The following is a 17,872-nucleotide window of genomic DNA, read 5'->3' as shown; positions in this document are numbered from 1 at the left end:
GTCGTTAATTCTAAATTGTTTTAGTGGTAGCCCCCGGCATATTTATAAAGAACGGCATCTCCGATTCGAGATTTGGCAAATAGCACGACACGGAAAAAATTAGGTTTGTATGCTCACTTCGTTCGCTAAGACAAACCTAAACAATTTTTTTCCTTAGTCGGCTATTTGCACAAATCTTGCATTGGAGGTGGCGTTCTTCCCCAAATATGTCGGGACTGGGCACATAAGTACGACACCTAAATCCTACTTATATACCTTTATAAAATAATCCAGGAACCACCAAATATTAATTTTGGCTTTTTAGCATAGTTTGTTAAAAAAATTTATATATATTGATCTTTATGTACTGTTAAGTAGCAGAGATTATATTTTAATAATATAAACAATATATATTTCCTACTAATTATGATAAAATAAATCTATTAGATAAACTTGGAGGTAAATCATATGAAAAAAATAATCGTAACAAACAACAAATATGTATATGAGAAATATAAGGGTAATTTTGAAATCATGTTTGATGAAAGCTTTGCTTACTTAGATGTATTGGAATATGTAAGGGATAAGGTACATGAGGGCCATAAGCTTTTGACCCATCCATTGTCTGGTAGTGTTAAACCTAATGAGACGGTATATAAGACCATTATAATAAGCGATAAAAAAGGGACATTGGACTTTGATAGCTTAAAGCTCATCGAAGAAAGTATTGCTACAGCTAAAAAGTTTGCTGCAAATAAACCTACGCCAGATTGGCCTGAAAGCATATTAGATGATTTTAGAGTAATAGATCTGTCTTTAATCGAAAATGTAATAGATAAATTAAAGCATCTAGAATAAAAAATAAAAGCCTGGTAAAAAGCTTTAATGCTTATTCCCTAGGCTTTTGTTTTTATATTTTTACGGCTTGTTATTCTTTTATCAACTTTAGGTATATTTGGGCCTATTACTCATCTTCTACATCTTCTAGCCCATATTCTACTAACTTAGTCAATTTGTCAATAGCTTCTTTTTCGTCCTCTCCTTTAGCTATTAGAGTAATCTCCTCCCCATGAAATGCACCTAAGGACATTACCCCTATGATGCTTTTGCCATCTACCCTCGTCCCCTTCGATTCTACATATATATCACTAATAAATTTATTCGCTACCTTTACAAATAAAGCCGCTGGTCTTGCATGTAATCCTGTTTCGTTGTTTAATACTACATCTTTTTTAATCAATATTAGCTCTCCTTTCTCTTCAATTTTTCAACTATATCTTCTATCCGTCTAAATCTATGGTTGACGCCAGATTTACCTACAGGTGGATCTAGTAACATACCTAATTCCTTCAAGCTAGCATCCCTATGCTCTAGTCTTAACAGAGCTATTTCCTGTAGATTACTTGGAAGCTTTTCTAGGCCAATCCTACTATCTATATACTCGATATTTTCCACTTGTCTTAAGGAAGCATCTATAGTTTTACTTAGATTAGCCGTTTCACAGTTTACCAATCTATTGATATTGTTCCTAACATCTTTAAGCACCCTTATATCCTCAAATTTTAGTAAGGCTTGATGAGCTCCCATTATATTTAATATATCTACAATCTGTTCCCCTTCCTTTATATATACTACATAGTTTTCTTTTCTAATAACTATCTTAGAGTTGAGGCCAAAGGAATTGATAATATCAGCAAGTTCTTCTCCATGGTCTTTACTATTGGTAACAAACTCCATATGATAAGCCTTTTCTGGATTGCTTATAGAACCTCCTCCTAAAAATGCTCCCCTAATATAAGCCCTCCTACAACATCTGTTTTCTATTAACCTTTCTGGAACCTTATAATCTACTGCATAATAGCTACTAGTAGTATTGGTTAAGAAACCCACATCTTCCAATATCTTTTTTGTTATCTCCTTGCTATTTATTATTATTAGATAATTGTTATTTTTCTTAAGTTGTTTGTTTCTCCTTACCATTACATCTACATCCGTATCGTATAAGCCCTTAACAAGAATAAATATTCTCCTTGCTATGGCAGCGTTTTCCGTAGCAAACTTCAAACTTATTTTGTTCATGCTGCTAATCTGTATGGTTCCGTTAGTTCTTATGATACTAGCCAATTCTGCTAAGGCACAACATTGGTTTTCAATAGTTAGTCTAGACAATTCGTTTTTCGTTGATGATGAAAAAGACATTTTATCTCTCCTAAATTTTATATTTATAAAAACGCTAAGGCTTTATTTATTATTTTTCTCTCATCTTCATATTTGACTAGGTCTGTAGCCTTATCTATGTGGATAAAAGTAGCTTCTACAAAACCCTCTTTTTTTTGGGGAACAGATTCCATACTATTGGTTTTCATCAAATACCAATGAACGGTTTTATAAACGGTTTCATCCCCTTTTAAGTTCTTATAAGTGTAGTGTACCATGCCTATATATCTAAGGATTTCTCCCTTAACTCCTGATTCTTCCAATACTTCTCTTAAGGCAGTTTCTCTAATATCCTCATCTTTTTCCACTCTACCTTTAGGTAAGACCCAATCTCCATTAAACTTTTTTAATAATAACAGGGTATTTCCAAACACTACAATTCCTCCGGCACTTACCTCCTCTATCATCTTTACCAACTCCCATTTCTACCTTTTCCCAGATTGTTTCATAAATTTATTATATATTAAAATCATTATACTACAAAAACAATCATTATGCTAAAGTATTTTAATTGTTATAATGACACCGCCTTCTTATGGAAAATAAAAAAGTGCTTAGAATTTTATTGATAAAAAGAAATACCTCTCTAAACACTTTTTTCTTAATGATGTCAAATTATATTTCTGGTTCATCATTCCTTGAAGATTTTTAGAAATATAGCTAATCTCCATTTCAATATTCTTAAGGGAAGTACTCAATTCCATAATTAAATATTTCCTTGTTTTCATGAGCTTCCCAGTGGCTAAATCCATTGTTTATTTTATGGATGTACTATTTATTAGATATTATTAACAATATTGTTACAAAAGAAAATCACCATAATAGATAATTAATATACAGTTAGTGAACTTTCCTAATTTTATTGTAGTTGAATTATTTCAACCTCCAATAATAGCTGTTTTTTTGCTATCACAGAGGTTAAGATTAAATGTGTAATAACTATTTGACTGTTAATCATACTATACAAACATTCTTTGCATTAATCCTTTTTTAAACTTTTTGTACTTTTCTAATTTTTCTTCTTCTAGTTCGATTTTTTTGTCTATTGAATAAAGAAGTTTTCCTATTTTTTCTTGTTCTCTTATTGTTGGATATTTTACAATTATATCTTTTATATTGTTTATTGATATCGTGAATCTCGTTGCTCCCTGTGCCCTAATTATAAAGTGTTTTCTCACCGCCTCACTATTAAACCAATAATTTGAAAATTTAAGATCCATCTTTATATGAGGCCTAAATCTTAAAAGATGATAACTATAAACTGTATTCTTTAAATCCTCCCAAATAACAACTGAATGCCCAATATCATCAGAGGTTTCTGATGAGGGAGTTATTAATATGTCTCCTTTCAATAAATTATTATTTTTTATTTGCATTTCTGTTGCACTTGTTTTATTTAAAATATCTAAATTATTGTTTCTTATTTCTAGTCTGTTATAAACATCCATGTAATTACATAAATTAACAATTATTTCGTTTTCTTTTATTTTTTTGTCTACACTACTAGTTAAAAATTCCCCCATATCCTCCAATCTTTTCTCTTCCCAATCAGGAAAGTCTTTCCCATCATCATCTTTAAAACTTATCTCTTGACTAAATATTCTCTGCATCATGCCTTTTTTATATTCTTTTAGTGCATTTATTTTTTCCTGTTGTAATTCTAGTTTTTTGTCTATTGTGTAGAAAAAATTGCCTATTTTTTGTTGTTCTGCTGTATCTTTCGGATTAACTACTATAACATCTTTTAAATTATTGTTATATAGGTGAACTACTGATGCACCTTCTGCTATTCTAGCCAGATCTATCTTTCTTGCCGAATTTATTTGATAACTTAAAAATTTGCTGTCTATGGTATTATTTTTAGGTCTAAGTATATTGATATCTCCACCTAACGCAACATTATCAACAAGTAATGCCGATGCTAATGACATATCTAATGCAGTTTCTCCTGAAGATGGAATTAATATATCTCCCATATTGCCAAATAATAATTTTTGTTCATCTATATCTGTATAGCTTGATATACCTGTTATTATCTCATTATAAGTTGTATACAATTGGCCATATAAAATGCATTTAGTTCCATACTCTGTTAATGTCCTTTTAGGAATTCCTTTCCCTTTCTTAAAACTAACTACCTCTCCCAGCTTTTTCTCTTCCCATTCCCCACTAAACTCAGGAAACCTCAACTCTGGTACTTTTCTTTTTTTCTTTAGTTGTACATTACCCATTGCTAGTCGCCCCTCCTATAGTCCTAGTTCTTTTAAATATCCATCTATCTCTTCGTCTATTTCTGCTATTTCTCTGTCTATTTCCTTTAATCTAGTTGTAACCTTATCTATATCTACTCTTGGTTCTGGTTCAAAGGTGTCTACATACCTTGGAATATTAAGATTATAGTCGTTTTCTTCTATTTCTTCTAAAGTTGCATTGTGGGAATATTTGTCTATCTCCCTTCTATTGGCGTAGGTATCTATTATTTTTTCTATGTTTTCTGGCCTTAGTACATTTTTATTTCCAACCTTTTTAAAACCTTTAGATGCATCTATAAATAATACTGAATCGTCCTCAACCCTGCATTTTTTATAGATTAAGATACAAGTTGGTATTCCTGTACCATAGAATAGGTTTTCTGGTAAGCCTATTACTGCATCTAGATAGTTTTTATCTTTTATAAGGTATTTTCTAATGGTTTCTTCTGCGCCTCCTCTAAATAGTACTCCATGGGGAAGAACTACTGCCATAGTTCCATTATCCGCCAAGTGGTGAATCATATGTTGAACAAATACATAATCTGCTCGGCTTTTAGGTGCTAATTTCCCATAGCCTGAAAATCTTTCATCTTGTTCAAATTTCTTGGCACTACTCCATTTTGAAGAATAGGGGGGATTGGCCACCACTGCCTCAAAGGTCATATCCATATGTTGGGGCTCTTCTATTGTGTCTGCATTTTGTATATCAAATCTTGAATGATGGACTTCATGAAGTAGCATATTCATACGAGCTAGGTTGTATGTAGTTGAGTTTAGTTCTTGTCCATAAAACTTCCCTACTTTAGCTTCCTTGTTTACCCTTAAAAGCAAAGAACCAGAACCACAGGTTGGGTCGTATACATCCCTTATTTCATCTTTGTCTAGAGCTACTATTTTAGCTAATACTGTACTTACTTCCTGAGGAGTGTAGAATTCCCCTGCTTTTTGTCCTGCATTGGCGGCAAATTTTCCAATTAGATACTCATAAGCATCTCCTAATATATCTATCTCAGTTTCGTCTTGATTAAAGGGAATTTCATTTACAAGGACTAATATTTTTGCCATTAGCTTGGATCTGGATTTTACTGTTCTGCCTAATTTTGTAGAAGAAAGATCCATATCATCAAATAAGTTTTCAAAGGTCTCCTGAGAGTCTTGCCCTAATGTGGATTCTTGAATACTATTTATAGCTTCAAGTAGGTATTCTACATCGAATTTTCCACTTTCTCCTTTTTTAATTTCTTCTATCATAGTTGAAAACAAATATTTGGGCTCTATCATATAGCCTCTTTCTACTATTAAACGGTCTGTAAGAGGTTTCCTTAGCTCTTCAATTCCCCAAGCATCCTCATAGCTTAGATTGTCATTTTCTAACAGACGGTTAGCCCTTTGTTCTATTTTCTCAGATAAATATCTATAGAAGATTATTCCTAATATATAGTCCTTGAATTCATTGGCACTCATATTTCCCCTAAGTTCATTAGCCATATCCCATAACTTTTTATGAAGTTCTTGTTGATGTATTTTCCCATTAACCATTTTGCATTTCCTCCTCGTTGATAGTCATAAGTAATTTTTCTATTAATTTTTGTCTTTCTAAAAAAAGTTCTTCTCTTCTCCTGTTTAAATCATTTATCCTACCTATTTTTTCTTGAAGGCTTAATTTAGGCAATTTTATATTCATCTTCCTAAATTCATTTATGGAAACACTTAATACTGTCGAGCCCTGTTTCAGTTTGTTAAGTTCCCTTTTGAAACTTTCGCTTTGGTCCATATGCCAAGCTAGATAATCGGTGTTCACATTTTTGTCTTTAACCCTTATTATTACATAGTTTGACGGGACAATCTTTCCTATATCTTTTTCAGTAGCTTTTTTAGCATTATAGGATGTAATATTAAAAAGGATTATATCATCAGTTATTATGGGTATATTTTGATCAGTTTTTTCTATATCCTTGGGTACTTGAATTTTAGATTCTGTTTCAAAGGAGTACACCGTGCGTTCTTCTGTTTCCATATTTTCTTTTACCCTTATTCTACTAAGGGTTATACCTTGGGTAATATCTGCTATATCTTCTAGCCTCATATTTTCACCCCTTATCTATACTCTTCTGCCACTTCTCTAATAAAAATTTCTAGTTCTTTAGATTTATTTATATTTTCAATAAAGGAATACTTTGCTTCTGCTAGAGTATCGCTTATTTCTTCCCTATCTATGATACCGCTAAATTCATACTCTTGGACTAGGTTTTCCACTTGATCTTTGGACAATCTATTGTTAATAGCAAAATCTTCTATTACCTCATCTTTTCTTTCTTGTTCAAATTTAGTAAATTCATTATCTATAGAATCTTCCTTAGTCAACTTTGGTACTACCCGATCTAAGAACTCCTTTATTAACTCAACCTTACTTCTTAACTCTTTATTGTCGGCTCTTTCTAGTTCTTTCACAATATATTTAATATCCTCTTCTTTTCGTTTTTCGTCCTCTAAATCTATTTCTCTAATCAAGTTCATTATATAATCTACATTGATCCTATCTCTGTGCATAATTTCAAGGGCAAAATCTATGTCATCTAATATGGATACTTGTTCCGTTTTGCACCTATCATGATTTTCCTTAATTAGTAGATACTTGCTTCTATAATCCTGATATATCTGACTATCTAATCCTATACACTCCTCTGTAAATTCAAATTCTTTAAAGTTCTCTAGTTTTATAAGAGTTTTGGTCAAGTCCCTAAAAGCAATCACAAATTCTTTTTGTTTTTCTTCGCTTTTTATATTGTCAACATCGTCAGGAGACGGCGCTATTTTTGTTAAAAGCTCTACTTGCTGTTTAAAGAGTGCCAGGTACTCTTCGAACGATTTTGCAAGTACTGTATCTATATCATCAGTTTTAGAAAATATTCTTAGAGCTTCATCTGTTGCCTCTTTTAAATTTCTAAAGCATATTATATTGCCATAGGGTTTTTTCTCTGAATCTAATCTATTTGTTCTGGAATAAGCTTGAATTAAATTATGGTATTTTAGATTCTTGTCTACATAAAGGGTATTTAATCTTTTAGAATCAAATCCAGTTAAAAACATATCCACAACAAGAAGTATATCTATTTTGGCCTCTCTTAGTTTTTTATCCACATCAGCCCGATAGGCATCATAGGTTTCAGTGGAAAAATTGGTATTAAACATTTCATTGTAGTCTTTAATCATTCTTTCTAGACTATCTCTACCATGAACCTTACCATCAGATAAATCTGGATTTGGTTCATAAGTAAATATACTTGCTATTTTAAGATCATGATTTAATTCCTTAAATTTGTCATAATATAGGGTTAAAGATTCAATACTATCTGTTGCAAATATGGCATTGTAGCCTTTGCTTCTAGCCCTTTGGTCATGGTAGTCAATTATATGTTGTACGATTATTTCTATCCTTTCATCGTCTTGCCAGACTTCTTTAGTGTTTATGGCTTGAACTTTTTCTGCAGATATTTCATTTAGATCTGCATTTAAGGTATTTATATAGGTTACTGAGAATCCTAAAACATTACCATCATGAATTGCATCCTTTATGAGATAGAAGTGTAGACATTTATCGAATAAATCTGCCGTAGTCCTATCGTCTTCCGATTTGTTTTCCTTTAGTCTAGGGGTACCAGTAAATCCAAAGTATTGACCGTTTCTAAAATGTTCCCTTATTTGATTATGCATCTTTCCAAATTGAGATCTATGACATTCATCTATTATAAATATTACCTTTTTATCTCTATAGGGTTCCATTATATCTTTATACCTAGGATTTTTGACAGCATTGTTCATCTTTTGGATAGTAGTAATAATAATTCGATTTGTAAAATCTTTTATCTGTTCTACTAATTTCTCCGTACTATCGGTTCTATCAATAGATCCAGGCTGAAATTCATTAAACTCCCTTTCCGTCTGGTGGTCCAAATCCTGCCTATCTACTAGGAAAAACACCTTATCTATACCTTGTTCATTGGCTAAGAGCTGACTAACCTTAAAGGAGGTTAAAGTCTTACCAGAGCCTGTAGTATGCCAGATATAGCCATTATTGTTTGTTTCTAAAGCCCTTTTAATTATCTTTTCCACTGCATATACCTGATAAGGTCTTAAGACTAATAGTTGCTTTTCTGTTTCTTTTAGCACCATGTATCTAGCAATCATCTTTGAAATATGGCATTTATCTAAAAAAAAACTAGCAAAGTCCTTTAAGTTAGTAATTCTTTCATTTTCCTCATCAGTCCAAAAGAAGGTATATTCATAATTTAATGTTCCATCGGAATTAGCAAAGTATTTTGTATCTACCCCATTGGATACTACAAATATTTGGATATAGCTAAAAAGTCCTGTATAGGATTGAGCCTTATACCTACAAATTTGGTTAAAAGCTTCCTTCATATCTAATCCCCTTCTTTTAAGTTCTATTTGGACTAAGGGAAGTCCATTTATAAGAAGGGTTACATCGTATCGGTTTTCATATTTGCCTCTAACAGTTATTTGATTGGTAATTTGGTATAGGTTTTTACACCACTTTTTAGAATCCATAAGTTCTAAATAAAGGGGTGTTCCGTCTTCTCTTTGAATTTCAACTTTATCCCTTAAAATCTTAGCCGATTCAAAAATTCCTTTACCTTCAATTCTATTCATTACCATTTGAAATTCTTTATCTGTGAGGGGCTTACCTTTCAATTTTTTTTCATTAAATTCACAAAGCTGTTTTCTAAAATTATTTACTAATTCCTCTTCATTTTTAATATTCACTCGTTCATAACCATTTTTACTTAAATAATCTATTATTTTTTTCTCAAGCACTGCTTCAGACTCGTATCTCAAACTTTTCACCCTTTCTTATCCTTCAAAGAATATTCAATTGCAATAATTCGTTTTGTTATATCTAACTATAGCAGTATTTTTATTTTTGTCAAGTGTTATATCTCGATATAACGCTATATTTGTATTGAAATATAATCGATGATAAAGAAGTTACCATCGATTATATTTATATTAGCCACTTTATTATACTACTGTTCAAAATTCAACCTTTCACTATTGTTTTTTTAAATATAGTACATATCTAAATAATAACATAGGAAATTATTTTTGCTCACAATTATTTTATATCACCTTTATTTTTATTGCAAATATAGTATTATAGTATTAAAGTATGTATTAGAGGAGGCTAGAATATGAAAATTGATATGAAATATGCAGTTGGGAAATTAGAAGAATTGTTAAAAATCCCAAGTCCCTCAGGCAATACCCATAAGGCTATAGACTTTGTGGAAAAGGAATTTGAAGCTATGGGTATATCCACCTATAGAACTAATAAGGGGGCACTGATTGGTAAGATAGAAGGACTAAATACTGAAAAAGAGGTGACCCTATCTGGACATGTAGATACATTGGGGGGAATGGTTAAGGAGATCAAATCCAATGGTAGATTGAAATTCACTCAAATTGGTGGCTATGTATGGAGTACTGTAGAAGGAGAGTATGTAAATATTGAAAATAGTGATGGGAAACTATTTTCAGGAACCATATTGACCACCAAGGCTTCATCCCATGTCCATGGAGAAGAGACTAGAACCATCGAAAGAAATATAGATAATATGGAGATAAGATTGGACGAAAAGGTTTCTACCAAAGAAGATGTGGAGAAACTAGGTATAAATGTGGGAGACTTCGTATACTTTGACCCTAGGGTTAAAGTTACTCCTAGTGGTTTTATTAAATCCAGACATTTAGACGATAAAGCAGGGGTAATATCCATATTAGCCATAGCCAAGTACTTAGTGGACAATGATATTACTCCAAAATATACTACCAACTTTTTCATCAGCAACTATGAAGAAGTGGGTCATGGAGCTAGTGCTGCTATTCCTGAGAACACCTTTGAATTCATAGCAATAGACATGGCGGCACCAGGAGAAGGCCAAACTTCCGATGAATTTAGTGTCACGATTTGTGCAAAGGATAGTTCTGGTCCCTATGACTTGGAGTTGAAAAATAGATTGGTTTCATTGGCGAAGGAAAATAATATAGACTATCAAATCGATATATATCCCTACTATGGCTCTGATGGTTCTGCAGCTTTAAGGGCTGGATATGATTTTAAAGTGGGACTTATAGGTCCAGGAGTGGATGCTTCCCATTCCTTTGAAAGAACTCACAAAGATGCCATTGAAAATACTATAGGATTGGGAATTCTGTATTTGACTAAATAAAAAGGGAATTTTCCCTTTTTATTTATGTCTATAAATTATTGGTTAATATTTCCAGGTTTAATTTTAAACATACTCTATAAAATATAGTTGAGGTGATTTAATGAGCATAAATGAAAAGTTTATCATAAATCTACAAGGAAAATCCTATGTTACCTATGAAGGACTCTTGGATTTAGCTCATCAGAACAATCTAAAGTCCTTAGAAGTAGAATTAATTCAAATTCCCACAAAGGAGAACAATATGACTGCCATATGCAAGGCCACTGCCACTACTGAAGACAAAATATATACAGATATTGGCGATGCCAGTCCTCAGTCCGTCAATAATGCTATAGTTCCTCATTTGATTCGAATGGCCTCCACTCGAGCAAAAGCTAGAGTTCTTAGGGATTTGACTAATGTAGGAATGACCGCTGTTGAAGAAATTTCCTACAATGACAATGTATCTGAATCCGATGAACCTTATACTACTACTGATGAGCCTCCAACGAAAAGACAGTTGGAAACTATAAGGAAACTATCAGAAGAGTTAAATACTCCTATAAATTATGAGAATCTTACAAAGCGATCTGCGGGCAATTTAATATCTAGAATGCTAGAGGAAGTAAAGAAAGCCTAACAATTTAGTTGCTCTTGATAGGCTTTCTTTTTGCTACTTCAATTAATATCTGACTTAATATCATAGAATCATGTCGGATATAATCCTTTTTAATGTCTATTAAATTTTTCTTGATCAATTCAATACCCTTTGATTCCAATATATTTTCATCTTCATCCCCTAAAGCTACCGGTTCTGAACCATCAACAGTATACCTTTTCAGTACTTCTTTAGGTATTTCCTCCGTATTTACTACTACATAATCCAGTAGATCCTCTCTACTGTGATTTAATATGGCTTCTACATGGTCTAACACCGTATATTTATCTGTTTCTCCTGGTTGAGTCATTACATTGCTAATATACACCTTTGGTGCTTTGGACTCATAGATCTTATCTACTATATTGTTTACCAGTAGATTAGGTATAACACTGGTATATAAGCTACCAGGCCCTAGCACTATTAAATCGGCCTCTTCAATGGCCTCAACGGCTTCTATTAATGGATAGCTAATCTTAGGTTCCATATAAATACGATGGATTTTGCTGGACATTTCCTTATTTCTTAGAGGTATTTCCGATTCCCCCTCAATGGTTTCGCCATTTTCCAATTCAGCATACAAGGTTACATTCTCAAGGGTCATAGGCAACACCTTTCCCGTTACAGCTAAAACATTGCTGGTCTCCTTTACTGCCATTTCAAAGCTACCATATATTTCATTCATAGCAGCTAAGAATAAATTTCCAAAGTTTTGTCCCTTTAGAATTCCCTCACTAAATCGGTATTGTAATAGTTTTTCCATATTAGGCTCTGTGTTAGCCAAAGCTAATATGCATGCTCTAATATCCCCTGGAGGCAACATGCCTAAGTCTTCCCTCAATATTCCAGAACCACCACCGTCATCAGCAACGGTTACGATGGCAGTAATATTAGATGTATACTCCTTTAGCCCTCTGAGCAATACAGATAAACCAGTACCGCCTCCGATGACTACTACTTTTGGTCCCTTTGACAATACCTTCTCCTTATATATGATATGGTTTATATCTTCCTTATTAAGCTCTCTATTGGTACTGCTCTTGCCTACTCCCCTAAATATACAATAGAAAGATTTTTTTATAGAAAATATAATAAGACAAATCCCAACTATTGAAAATAGAACTTTGATGCTAGTTCTATAATTGATCACTATATCGTACATAAAGCTAGATATCCCTATAGAAAGCAAGAATACTCCTAACACTCCCAAAAGAATCCAGCCTGTGACTATTAATTTTGGTCTATGCTTTTTAATCATACATCTATAACCCCTTCTATACTAGTTTGTAATCCCTGTGGTTTACAATAGCTCGATGGCCCTTTTCCTTAAGCTTATCTTCTATTTTGTTGGCTATTGCCACAGATCTATGCTTTCCACCAGTACATCCTATTCCTATTATCAACTGAGTCTTTCCTTCCTTAATATAATAGGGTATCAAAAACTCCAACATATCCAATAGTTTTTTTACAAAGGTCCTGGTCTGTTCCCAAGCAAATACATAATCCTTTACATTTGTATCTTCCCCCGTTAAATCCCTTAACTCTGGTATATAGTAGGGATTGGGGATAAATCTAACATCAAATACCAAATCTGCATCTAAAAGTATCCCATGCTTAAAACCGAAAGAAACTACGGATATGGTTAATCGCCTTAATTCTTTACCTTCAACAAATATTTTTGATATTTCCTCTTTCAGCATTCCTATAGTAAGTTTAGAGGTATCTATTATATAGTCAGCTTTGTTTTTTACCTCTTCCAACAATACCCTTTCCTGGCCTATCCCTTCTATAATCCTACCATTAGGGTTTAGCGGGTGGGGCCTTCTTAGTTCCTTATATCTCTTTATGAGTACAGAATCTTCTGCATCCAAAAACAGTATCCTATACTTTATACTCTTCTCTTCTAAATCTTCCAATCCCTTAAATAGGTCTTCAAAAAATATGCCCCCCCTTATATCCACTACTACCGCTACCTTGTCGATGGTCCTCTTGGATTGGTAACATAGTTCAGCAAACTTCGGTAGTAAAGCTGGGGGGAGATTATCCATACAATAGTATCCTATATCCTCCATTGCCTTCATTGCTTGACTCTTCCCTGCTCCAGACATTCCTGTAATAATAACAAATTCCATTACTAATTCACCTCCTGAGTTTACTCTTTTGCGTTTATTATCCTATCAATAGGGACTTTGGCTTCCAATGCCCTTTTTATACCCTCTTGAAATTCTCCAACATTTGATGGGTGATGGGCATCACTGTTTATATAGAATTCAACCTTTGTATTTAATGCTTTTTCAATATTTTTTACAGATAATTGACTATGATGGGCATTTATCTCCAAGGCAATATTGTGTTTGTATGCAGCTTCTGCTACCTTCCCTATATCCAGTTTAGCTTTAGAACCAGGATGGGTAATTATATTTATTGGATATTTTTCTATAGCCTTAATAATTGCCTGAGTGTTTAAATCTATCATCTTGCTATTCAGAAAAGGTAATACCTTTGACACAGGATTTAATCCATAAAAATACCACATACTTTTCCCATTCCTTGGCAATATACCATAGTGAAATCCCAATAGCAAAATATCCAATACATCAAGTATTTCTTCATCTACATCTATATTTCCATCATAGTCCATTACATTGGCTTCAATACCTAACAGTACCTTTAGACCCTTTTTCTCATATTCCCTATTTAATTCATCTATTTCTCTTCTCATCTGAAATATTTGTTCTCTCTTCACCCCATATATAATATGACCAGGTCCATGATCGCATATAGCTACTTCCCTTAATCCCTTACGAAAAGCCGATTCTACATTATCCCTAATGGTGCCCTTTCCATGGCTATATATAGTATGGGTATGGTAATCTCCTATTATCTGCATATTTTATCCTTTCTAATCTCCTATTATCTTTATTTCTGGCTCTAGCACTACATCGTATTTATCCCTTACGATCTTCTGAACCGTATTGATCAATGTATATACCTCTTCAAAAGTAGCTTCCCCTCTATTCACTACAAATCCACAGTGTTTTTCAGAAACTTGAGCATCCCTAAATCGTACCCCTCTCAAACCTGCATCGTCAATTAGTTTCCCGGCATAATGACCTACTGGCCGTTTAAAAGTACTTCCTCCGCTGGGAAGTTCTAAAGGTTGTTTAGATTTTCTTTGGAAAGCTAAATCCCTCATCTTTTCCTCTATCATAGAATAATTGCCTTTTTCCAGTTGAAACTCCACGCTAAGTACTATCAATCCTTCATCTACCACTTTGCTTCCCCTATATCTAAAATCCATCTGTTCATTATTTAACTCCAGTATATTGTTATCTTTATCCAATACCCTAACCTTAGTAACTATATCCTTCATCTCTCCCCCATAGGCTCCAGCATTCATGGTAATAGCTCCTCCTACAGTTCCAGGTATGCCGCTGGCAAATTCAAAACCTCTTAAGGAGTTTTTCAATGCCTGCTTTCCCACTAGGGATAGCAAAGCCCCACTTTGACATAAGAGCTTATCCTCTACTATATCTATATCGTCAAATCCCTTGCCTATCTTAATAACTACTCCTCTAATACCGGAATCCTTTACCAGTAGATTGGTACCATTTCCCATGACGAAGTATTTAATATTATTATTCCTACAGAATTTAATGGACTCTACTATTTCACCTTCTGAGCTAGGTATTATCATAATATCTGCTGGTCCTCCTATTTTAAAGGAAGTATGGTTTTTCATAGGTTCATCAAAAAGTATTTCTCCAAAATCCACATTCTCAAATTGTTTATAGAGTTCTTTATTATCCAAAATACCACTCCTATTATATTATATTTCACTGTCATCTATTTACTCAATTTATCTATTTCTATTTTAGCATCTTCAATAGCCTCATAGGAAGGTTTTTCCCCTAAAAGGGCCTTTCTTATTTCTTCCTGAAGGATAGAATCTATTTCCTTCCAATTGTCTATCAAGGGTATATAATGGGTATATGATAAACTTTTCTCTATTTTTTTCATCTTAGGATTATCCATATACATATCTTCTATACCCCTCTTAGCTGTAAATAGTCCTATTTCTTCCAAAGATTTTTGATTTGAATCTGTAGTCAAATGTTTTAGAAACTTAACACACATTTCCATCTTCTTTGGGTCTTCGTTTTTTACAACTCCATAGGAAATTATATCGCTACTTAAAGTCGCTGGCAAATTTTTATCTCCTGTTGGAAAGTTTACTACATCAAAGTTGAAACCATTTCCCTCCTTATAGGCTTGATCCAATACATCAAAAGCCCAGGAACCTGTAGCATAGGCTGCAACTTTTTGTTCTTCAAAAAACATCTTCCAAGCATCCTTCTCACCTATTATACCAAAATAATCAGGTACAACTCCATGTTTATATTTCAAGTCCATCATTCTTTCTAGTCCTTTAAGGGCCTTTTCGCCATAAAAACTGTATTGTAGCCTTTTAGGTTCTATAAGCTGGGCCCCATCAGATAATATTATACCCCATATATGATAATTATTAGGCCCTATAGGAGCTAGAAAGCCGTATTCATCTACCATACCATCCCCTTGGGAATCATAGGTCAATTGTTTAAGAATGTCTACAAACTCCTCATAAGTCCAATATCCATCCATAGGAGGACTGACCCCCCTTTCATTAAACTTGTCTAAATTGATATATATGATGCTGGTAGTCATAGCTATAGGTAGGGCTTTCAATTCCTTATCATATATTATGGGTTTTAAAGCTTGATGTTTGAACCCATCTAGATCTTCTTTTTCAAAGTAATCGTCTAAGGGTTGTAATGTATTTAAGCTGAGGGAGTTTAAGCTTACAGGAACTATATCCGGCATAGAATCCCTTTGTTCATCTTTAGATACAATTTCTATATATACTCCTGGATTTTTCCTTTCAAAGGATCGAACCCTATTCTGTAACCATCTATAAGATCCCTTCCTAGAAAAATCCCATATTTCTATTATACCCTTATAGGGCTCTTCTTCCACCTCTTCCAATTGAATAAAATTATTTATAAATAGATTATAAGTCCAAATCAATATAAATCCAACTAAAATAAATAAAACTATTCTCCTCAAAATGGCCACCTCCTACAATATAAATATTCATAGGAGGTGGCCATTATGTAGAGAAGCACTAATTCTAGTTGACTCATATATATGAGGTCAGGCCTGAAATATTCACCTTCTCCGGTTCTGAATAAAAGTACATTTAATCCAAGTATTTTATCTTCCTAAACTTCTAATATTTTCCACTGGGTATAGATTTATAATCTTCCTGCTAGGTAAATAGTATATTAAAATTGTCAATATGAAGAATATTACACATATAACCACATGAACCGTCCATGGATATAACCAAAGTCTATAATTAAATATGTCCCTTATATAATCTTTAAAAGTCATAGTTATACCTTCCGCTGCGCCTATAGAAGTAATAAATAACACTGCTATTAGTAATATGTTTATTACTAATATAGACAACAATCCACTAATCACACCTACTTGAATATAATGTTTGGAAAATTGTTTTTTTGTAACTCCAAGAGACTGTAATATTCCAATTCTGTTTTTATCTTGTTCCATCTTTGATACCATCGTATTATATAGAATAATAAATGCAATGACTGCTGCTGTAAATCCCAATAGCCCTATAATAATAGCATTATTAAATGCCTCATAATATAATTGAGAACTACTATCCTTGTAGTTATATAGAGTATATCCATTATTATTGGCATAAGCTAATAACTTCGAATCTAGTATAACATCCTGTTCCTTTGAATCAGTATCTATATACCAAAGGGTACGTCCATATTTAGTAGGATATATGCTACTAGTCATATCTCTCATCTGCTCTAAAGTATTTGGATACAGCCCTAGCCTTGAATTTGGATAAATGGATTCCATGCAGTTCATCGATCCTATGACTACATAAGGTGCCACATTGTTTGAAAATGGCCACATACCTTCCTTTGTAAAATAATAAACCAGACCCCCAACAGTTACTTCTTGGGTATTATGACTTATAACGTAGCTCATATCCACCACTTTTTCTGCATCTGAAGACAGGTAAATAGTATCTCCAGGTTTTATATCATTTTGTTTATAATAGTAATCCTTATATCTACCATTGTACGTAAGCTTATAAGCATCACCTTGTCTAAGCAACCAACTCATTCTATTATTTTCATTTGTTGCAGCTAAAACTTCCTTATCGGTAAAAAGCTTTTTTTCAACATTTGTATTTCCTGGTAAATACATGGGAACTAATAGAATAACTTCTTCTCCTTTATCAAATTTTTCTTTATCGATAGTTCCTTCTGTTATTACCGAGTTATAATGGCTAAACAATTCGCTATCAGGGTCTACTCCATAAATCTTAGTATAGAATGCATTGCTAATCCATTCCGGTTGATCTTCCAGTTCAGAATTATAATTACTAAAGTGACCATGAAGAAGATTTTCAGGAAGTAATTGTTTATAAGCTTGAAGCAACTTGTTTTCTTCAATGC

At 33.1% G+C, this 17,872-nt stretch carries 16 protein-coding genes; 3 read left to right on the top strand and 13 right to left on the bottom strand.

The annotated features are described in order from the left end of the window. The first annotated feature begins 447 nt into the window (after positions 1-447). Positions 448-837 (top strand): GrdX family protein, encoded by a 390-nt coding sequence (locus C3E88_RS12085; protein WP_236910442.1) that lies wholly within the window; start codon positions 448-450, stop codon positions 835-837. A 106-nt stretch (positions 838-943) separates the two neighbouring features. On the opposite strand, the gene C3E88_RS12080 is transcribed toward C3E88_RS12085, so the two are convergent. From C3E88_RS12080 to C3E88_RS12050, 7 genes are all read right to left on the bottom strand, one after another. Continuing rightward, complete coding sequence (locus tag C3E88_RS12080) at positions 944-1,219, bottom strand: HPr family phosphocarrier protein (RefSeq protein ID WP_236910441.1); 276 nt, start codon at positions 1,217-1,219, stop codon at positions 944-946. Positions 1,220-1,221: 2 nt separating this feature from the next. Beyond that, positions 1,222-2,178 carry a DNA-binding protein WhiA gene (whiA, locus tag C3E88_RS12075; protein WP_236910440.1) on the bottom strand — a complete coding sequence of 319 codons (957 nt, stop codon included), beginning with the start codon at positions 2,176-2,178 and terminating at the stop codon, positions 1,222-1,224. A gap of 23 nt (positions 2,179-2,201) precedes the next feature. Continuing rightward, the gene (locus C3E88_RS12070) at positions 2,202-2,603 is read right to left on the bottom strand and encodes an NUDIX hydrolase (RefSeq protein ID WP_236910439.1); all 402 of its coding nucleotides are present in this window, start codon (positions 2,601-2,603) and stop codon (positions 2,202-2,204) included. A 552-nt stretch (positions 2,604-3,155) separates the two neighbouring features. Next, positions 3,156-4,427 (bottom strand): restriction endonuclease subunit S, encoded by a 1,272-nt coding sequence (locus C3E88_RS12065; protein WP_236910438.1) that lies wholly within the window; start codon positions 4,425-4,427, stop codon positions 3,156-3,158. Positions 4,428-4,442: 15 nt separating this feature from the next. Next, complete coding sequence (locus C3E88_RS12060; protein WP_236910437.1) at positions 4,443-5,987, bottom strand: type I restriction-modification system subunit M; 1,545 nt, start codon at positions 5,985-5,987, stop codon at positions 4,443-4,445. Next, on the bottom strand, positions 5,980-6,534 hold the full coding sequence (locus tag C3E88_RS12055) for a restriction endonuclease subunit S (RefSeq protein WP_236910436.1): 555 nt from the start codon (positions 6,532-6,534) through the stop codon (positions 5,980-5,982). Before C3E88_RS12055 ends, C3E88_RS12060 begins: the two co-directional genes overlap by 8 nt. 11 nt (positions 6,535-6,545) lie before the next feature. Then, entirely contained in the window at positions 6,546-9,314 is a 2,769-nt protein-coding gene (locus tag C3E88_RS12050) for a type I restriction endonuclease subunit R (protein WP_236910435.1), read from the bottom strand. 344 nt (positions 9,315-9,658) lie between these two features. Here C3E88_RS12050 and C3E88_RS12045 point away from each other — a divergent pair, with 344 nt between their 5' ends. Together C3E88_RS12045 and C3E88_RS12040 are read left to right on the top strand one after the other, a co-directional pair. Continuing rightward, positions 9,659-10,696, top strand: a complete 1,038-nt coding sequence (locus tag C3E88_RS12045; protein WP_236910434.1) for a M42 family metallopeptidase — start codon at positions 9,659-9,661, stop codon at positions 10,694-10,696. 100 nt (positions 10,697-10,796) lie between these two features. Further along, on the top strand, positions 10,797-11,315 hold the full coding sequence (locus C3E88_RS12040; RefSeq protein WP_236910433.1) for a hypothetical protein: 519 nt from the start codon (positions 10,797-10,799) through the stop codon (positions 11,313-11,315). Between the two features lie 4 nt (positions 11,316-11,319). Here the strand turns inward: C3E88_RS12040 and C3E88_RS12035 are convergent, their stop codons facing one another. The 6 genes from C3E88_RS12035 to C3E88_RS12010 form a co-directional block, all read right to left on the bottom strand. Then, the gene (locus C3E88_RS12035; protein WP_236910432.1) at positions 11,320-12,591 is read right to left on the bottom strand and encodes a gluconeogenesis factor YvcK family protein; all 1,272 of its coding nucleotides are present in this window, start codon (positions 12,589-12,591) and stop codon (positions 11,320-11,322) included. A gap of 16 nt (positions 12,592-12,607) precedes the next feature. After that, complete coding sequence (gene rapZ, locus C3E88_RS12030) at positions 12,608-13,465, bottom strand: RNase adapter RapZ (protein WP_236910431.1); 858 nt, start codon at positions 13,463-13,465, stop codon at positions 12,608-12,610. Between the two features lie 20 nt (positions 13,466-13,485). Further along, the gene (locus C3E88_RS12025) at positions 13,486-14,223 is read right to left on the bottom strand and encodes a PHP domain-containing protein (protein WP_236910430.1); all 738 of its coding nucleotides are present in this window, start codon (positions 14,221-14,223) and stop codon (positions 13,486-13,488) included. Between the two features lie 12 nt (positions 14,224-14,235). After that, entirely contained in the window at positions 14,236-15,144 is a 909-nt protein-coding gene (gene murB, locus C3E88_RS12020; RefSeq protein WP_236910429.1) for a UDP-N-acetylmuramate dehydrogenase, read from the bottom strand. A 35-nt stretch (positions 15,145-15,179) separates the two neighbouring features. Further along, entirely contained in the window at positions 15,180-16,436 is a 1,257-nt protein-coding gene (locus C3E88_RS12015; RefSeq protein WP_236910428.1) for an ABC transporter substrate-binding protein, read from the bottom strand. Positions 16,437-16,583: 147 nt separating this feature from the next. Beyond that, a partial coding sequence (locus tag C3E88_RS12010) for an ABC transporter permease (RefSeq protein ID WP_236910427.1) occupies positions 16,584-17,872 on the bottom strand: 1,289 nt, incomplete at its 5' end.

This window comes from Clostridium sp. Cult3 (genome assembly GCF_021655115.1).
Lineage (GTDB): Bacteria > Bacillota > Clostridia > Tissierellales > Tepidimicrobiaceae > PPXY01.
This window is presented reverse-complemented; position numbering and strand designations above follow the sequence as displayed.

What these genes read in the sequence shown, in the direction of transcription:
- C3E88_RS12085 (WP_236910442.1), top strand. Translation starts at nt 448, where the DNA reads ATGAAAAAAATAATCGTAACAAACAACAAATATGTATATGAGAAATAT.
- whiA (WP_236910440.1), bottom strand. Translation starts at nt 2,178, where the DNA reads ATGTCTTTTTCATCATCAACGAAAAACGAATTGTCTAGACTAACTATT.
- C3E88_RS12070 (WP_236910439.1), bottom strand. Translation starts at nt 2,603, where the DNA reads ATGATAGAGGAGGTAAGTGCCGGAGGAATTGTAGTGTTTGGAAATACC.
- C3E88_RS12065 (WP_236910438.1), bottom strand. Translation starts at nt 4,427, where the DNA reads ATGGGTAATGTACAACTAAAGAAAAAAAGAAAAGTACCAGAGTTGAGG.
- C3E88_RS12060 (WP_236910437.1), bottom strand. Translation starts at nt 5,987, where the DNA reads ATGGTTAATGGGAAAATACATCAACAAGAACTTCATAAAAAGTTATGG.
- C3E88_RS12055 (WP_236910436.1), bottom strand. Translation starts at nt 6,534, where the DNA reads ATGAGGCTAGAAGATATAGCAGATATTACCCAAGGTATAACCCTTAGT.
- C3E88_RS12045 (WP_236910434.1), top strand. Translation starts at nt 9,659, where the DNA reads ATGAAAATTGATATGAAATATGCAGTTGGGAAATTAGAAGAATTGTTA.
- C3E88_RS12040 (WP_236910433.1), top strand. Translation starts at nt 10,797, where the DNA reads ATGAGCATAAATGAAAAGTTTATCATAAATCTACAAGGAAAATCCTAT.
- C3E88_RS12035 (WP_236910432.1), bottom strand. Translation starts at nt 12,591, where the DNA reads ATGATTAAAAAGCATAGACCAAAATTAATAGTCACAGGCTGGATTCTT.
- rapZ (WP_236910431.1), bottom strand. Translation starts at nt 13,465, where the DNA reads ATGGAATTTGTTATTATTACAGGAATGTCTGGAGCAGGGAAGAGTCAA.
- C3E88_RS12025 (WP_236910430.1), bottom strand. Translation starts at nt 14,223, where the DNA reads ATGCAGATAATAGGAGATTACCATACCCATACTATATATAGCCATGGA.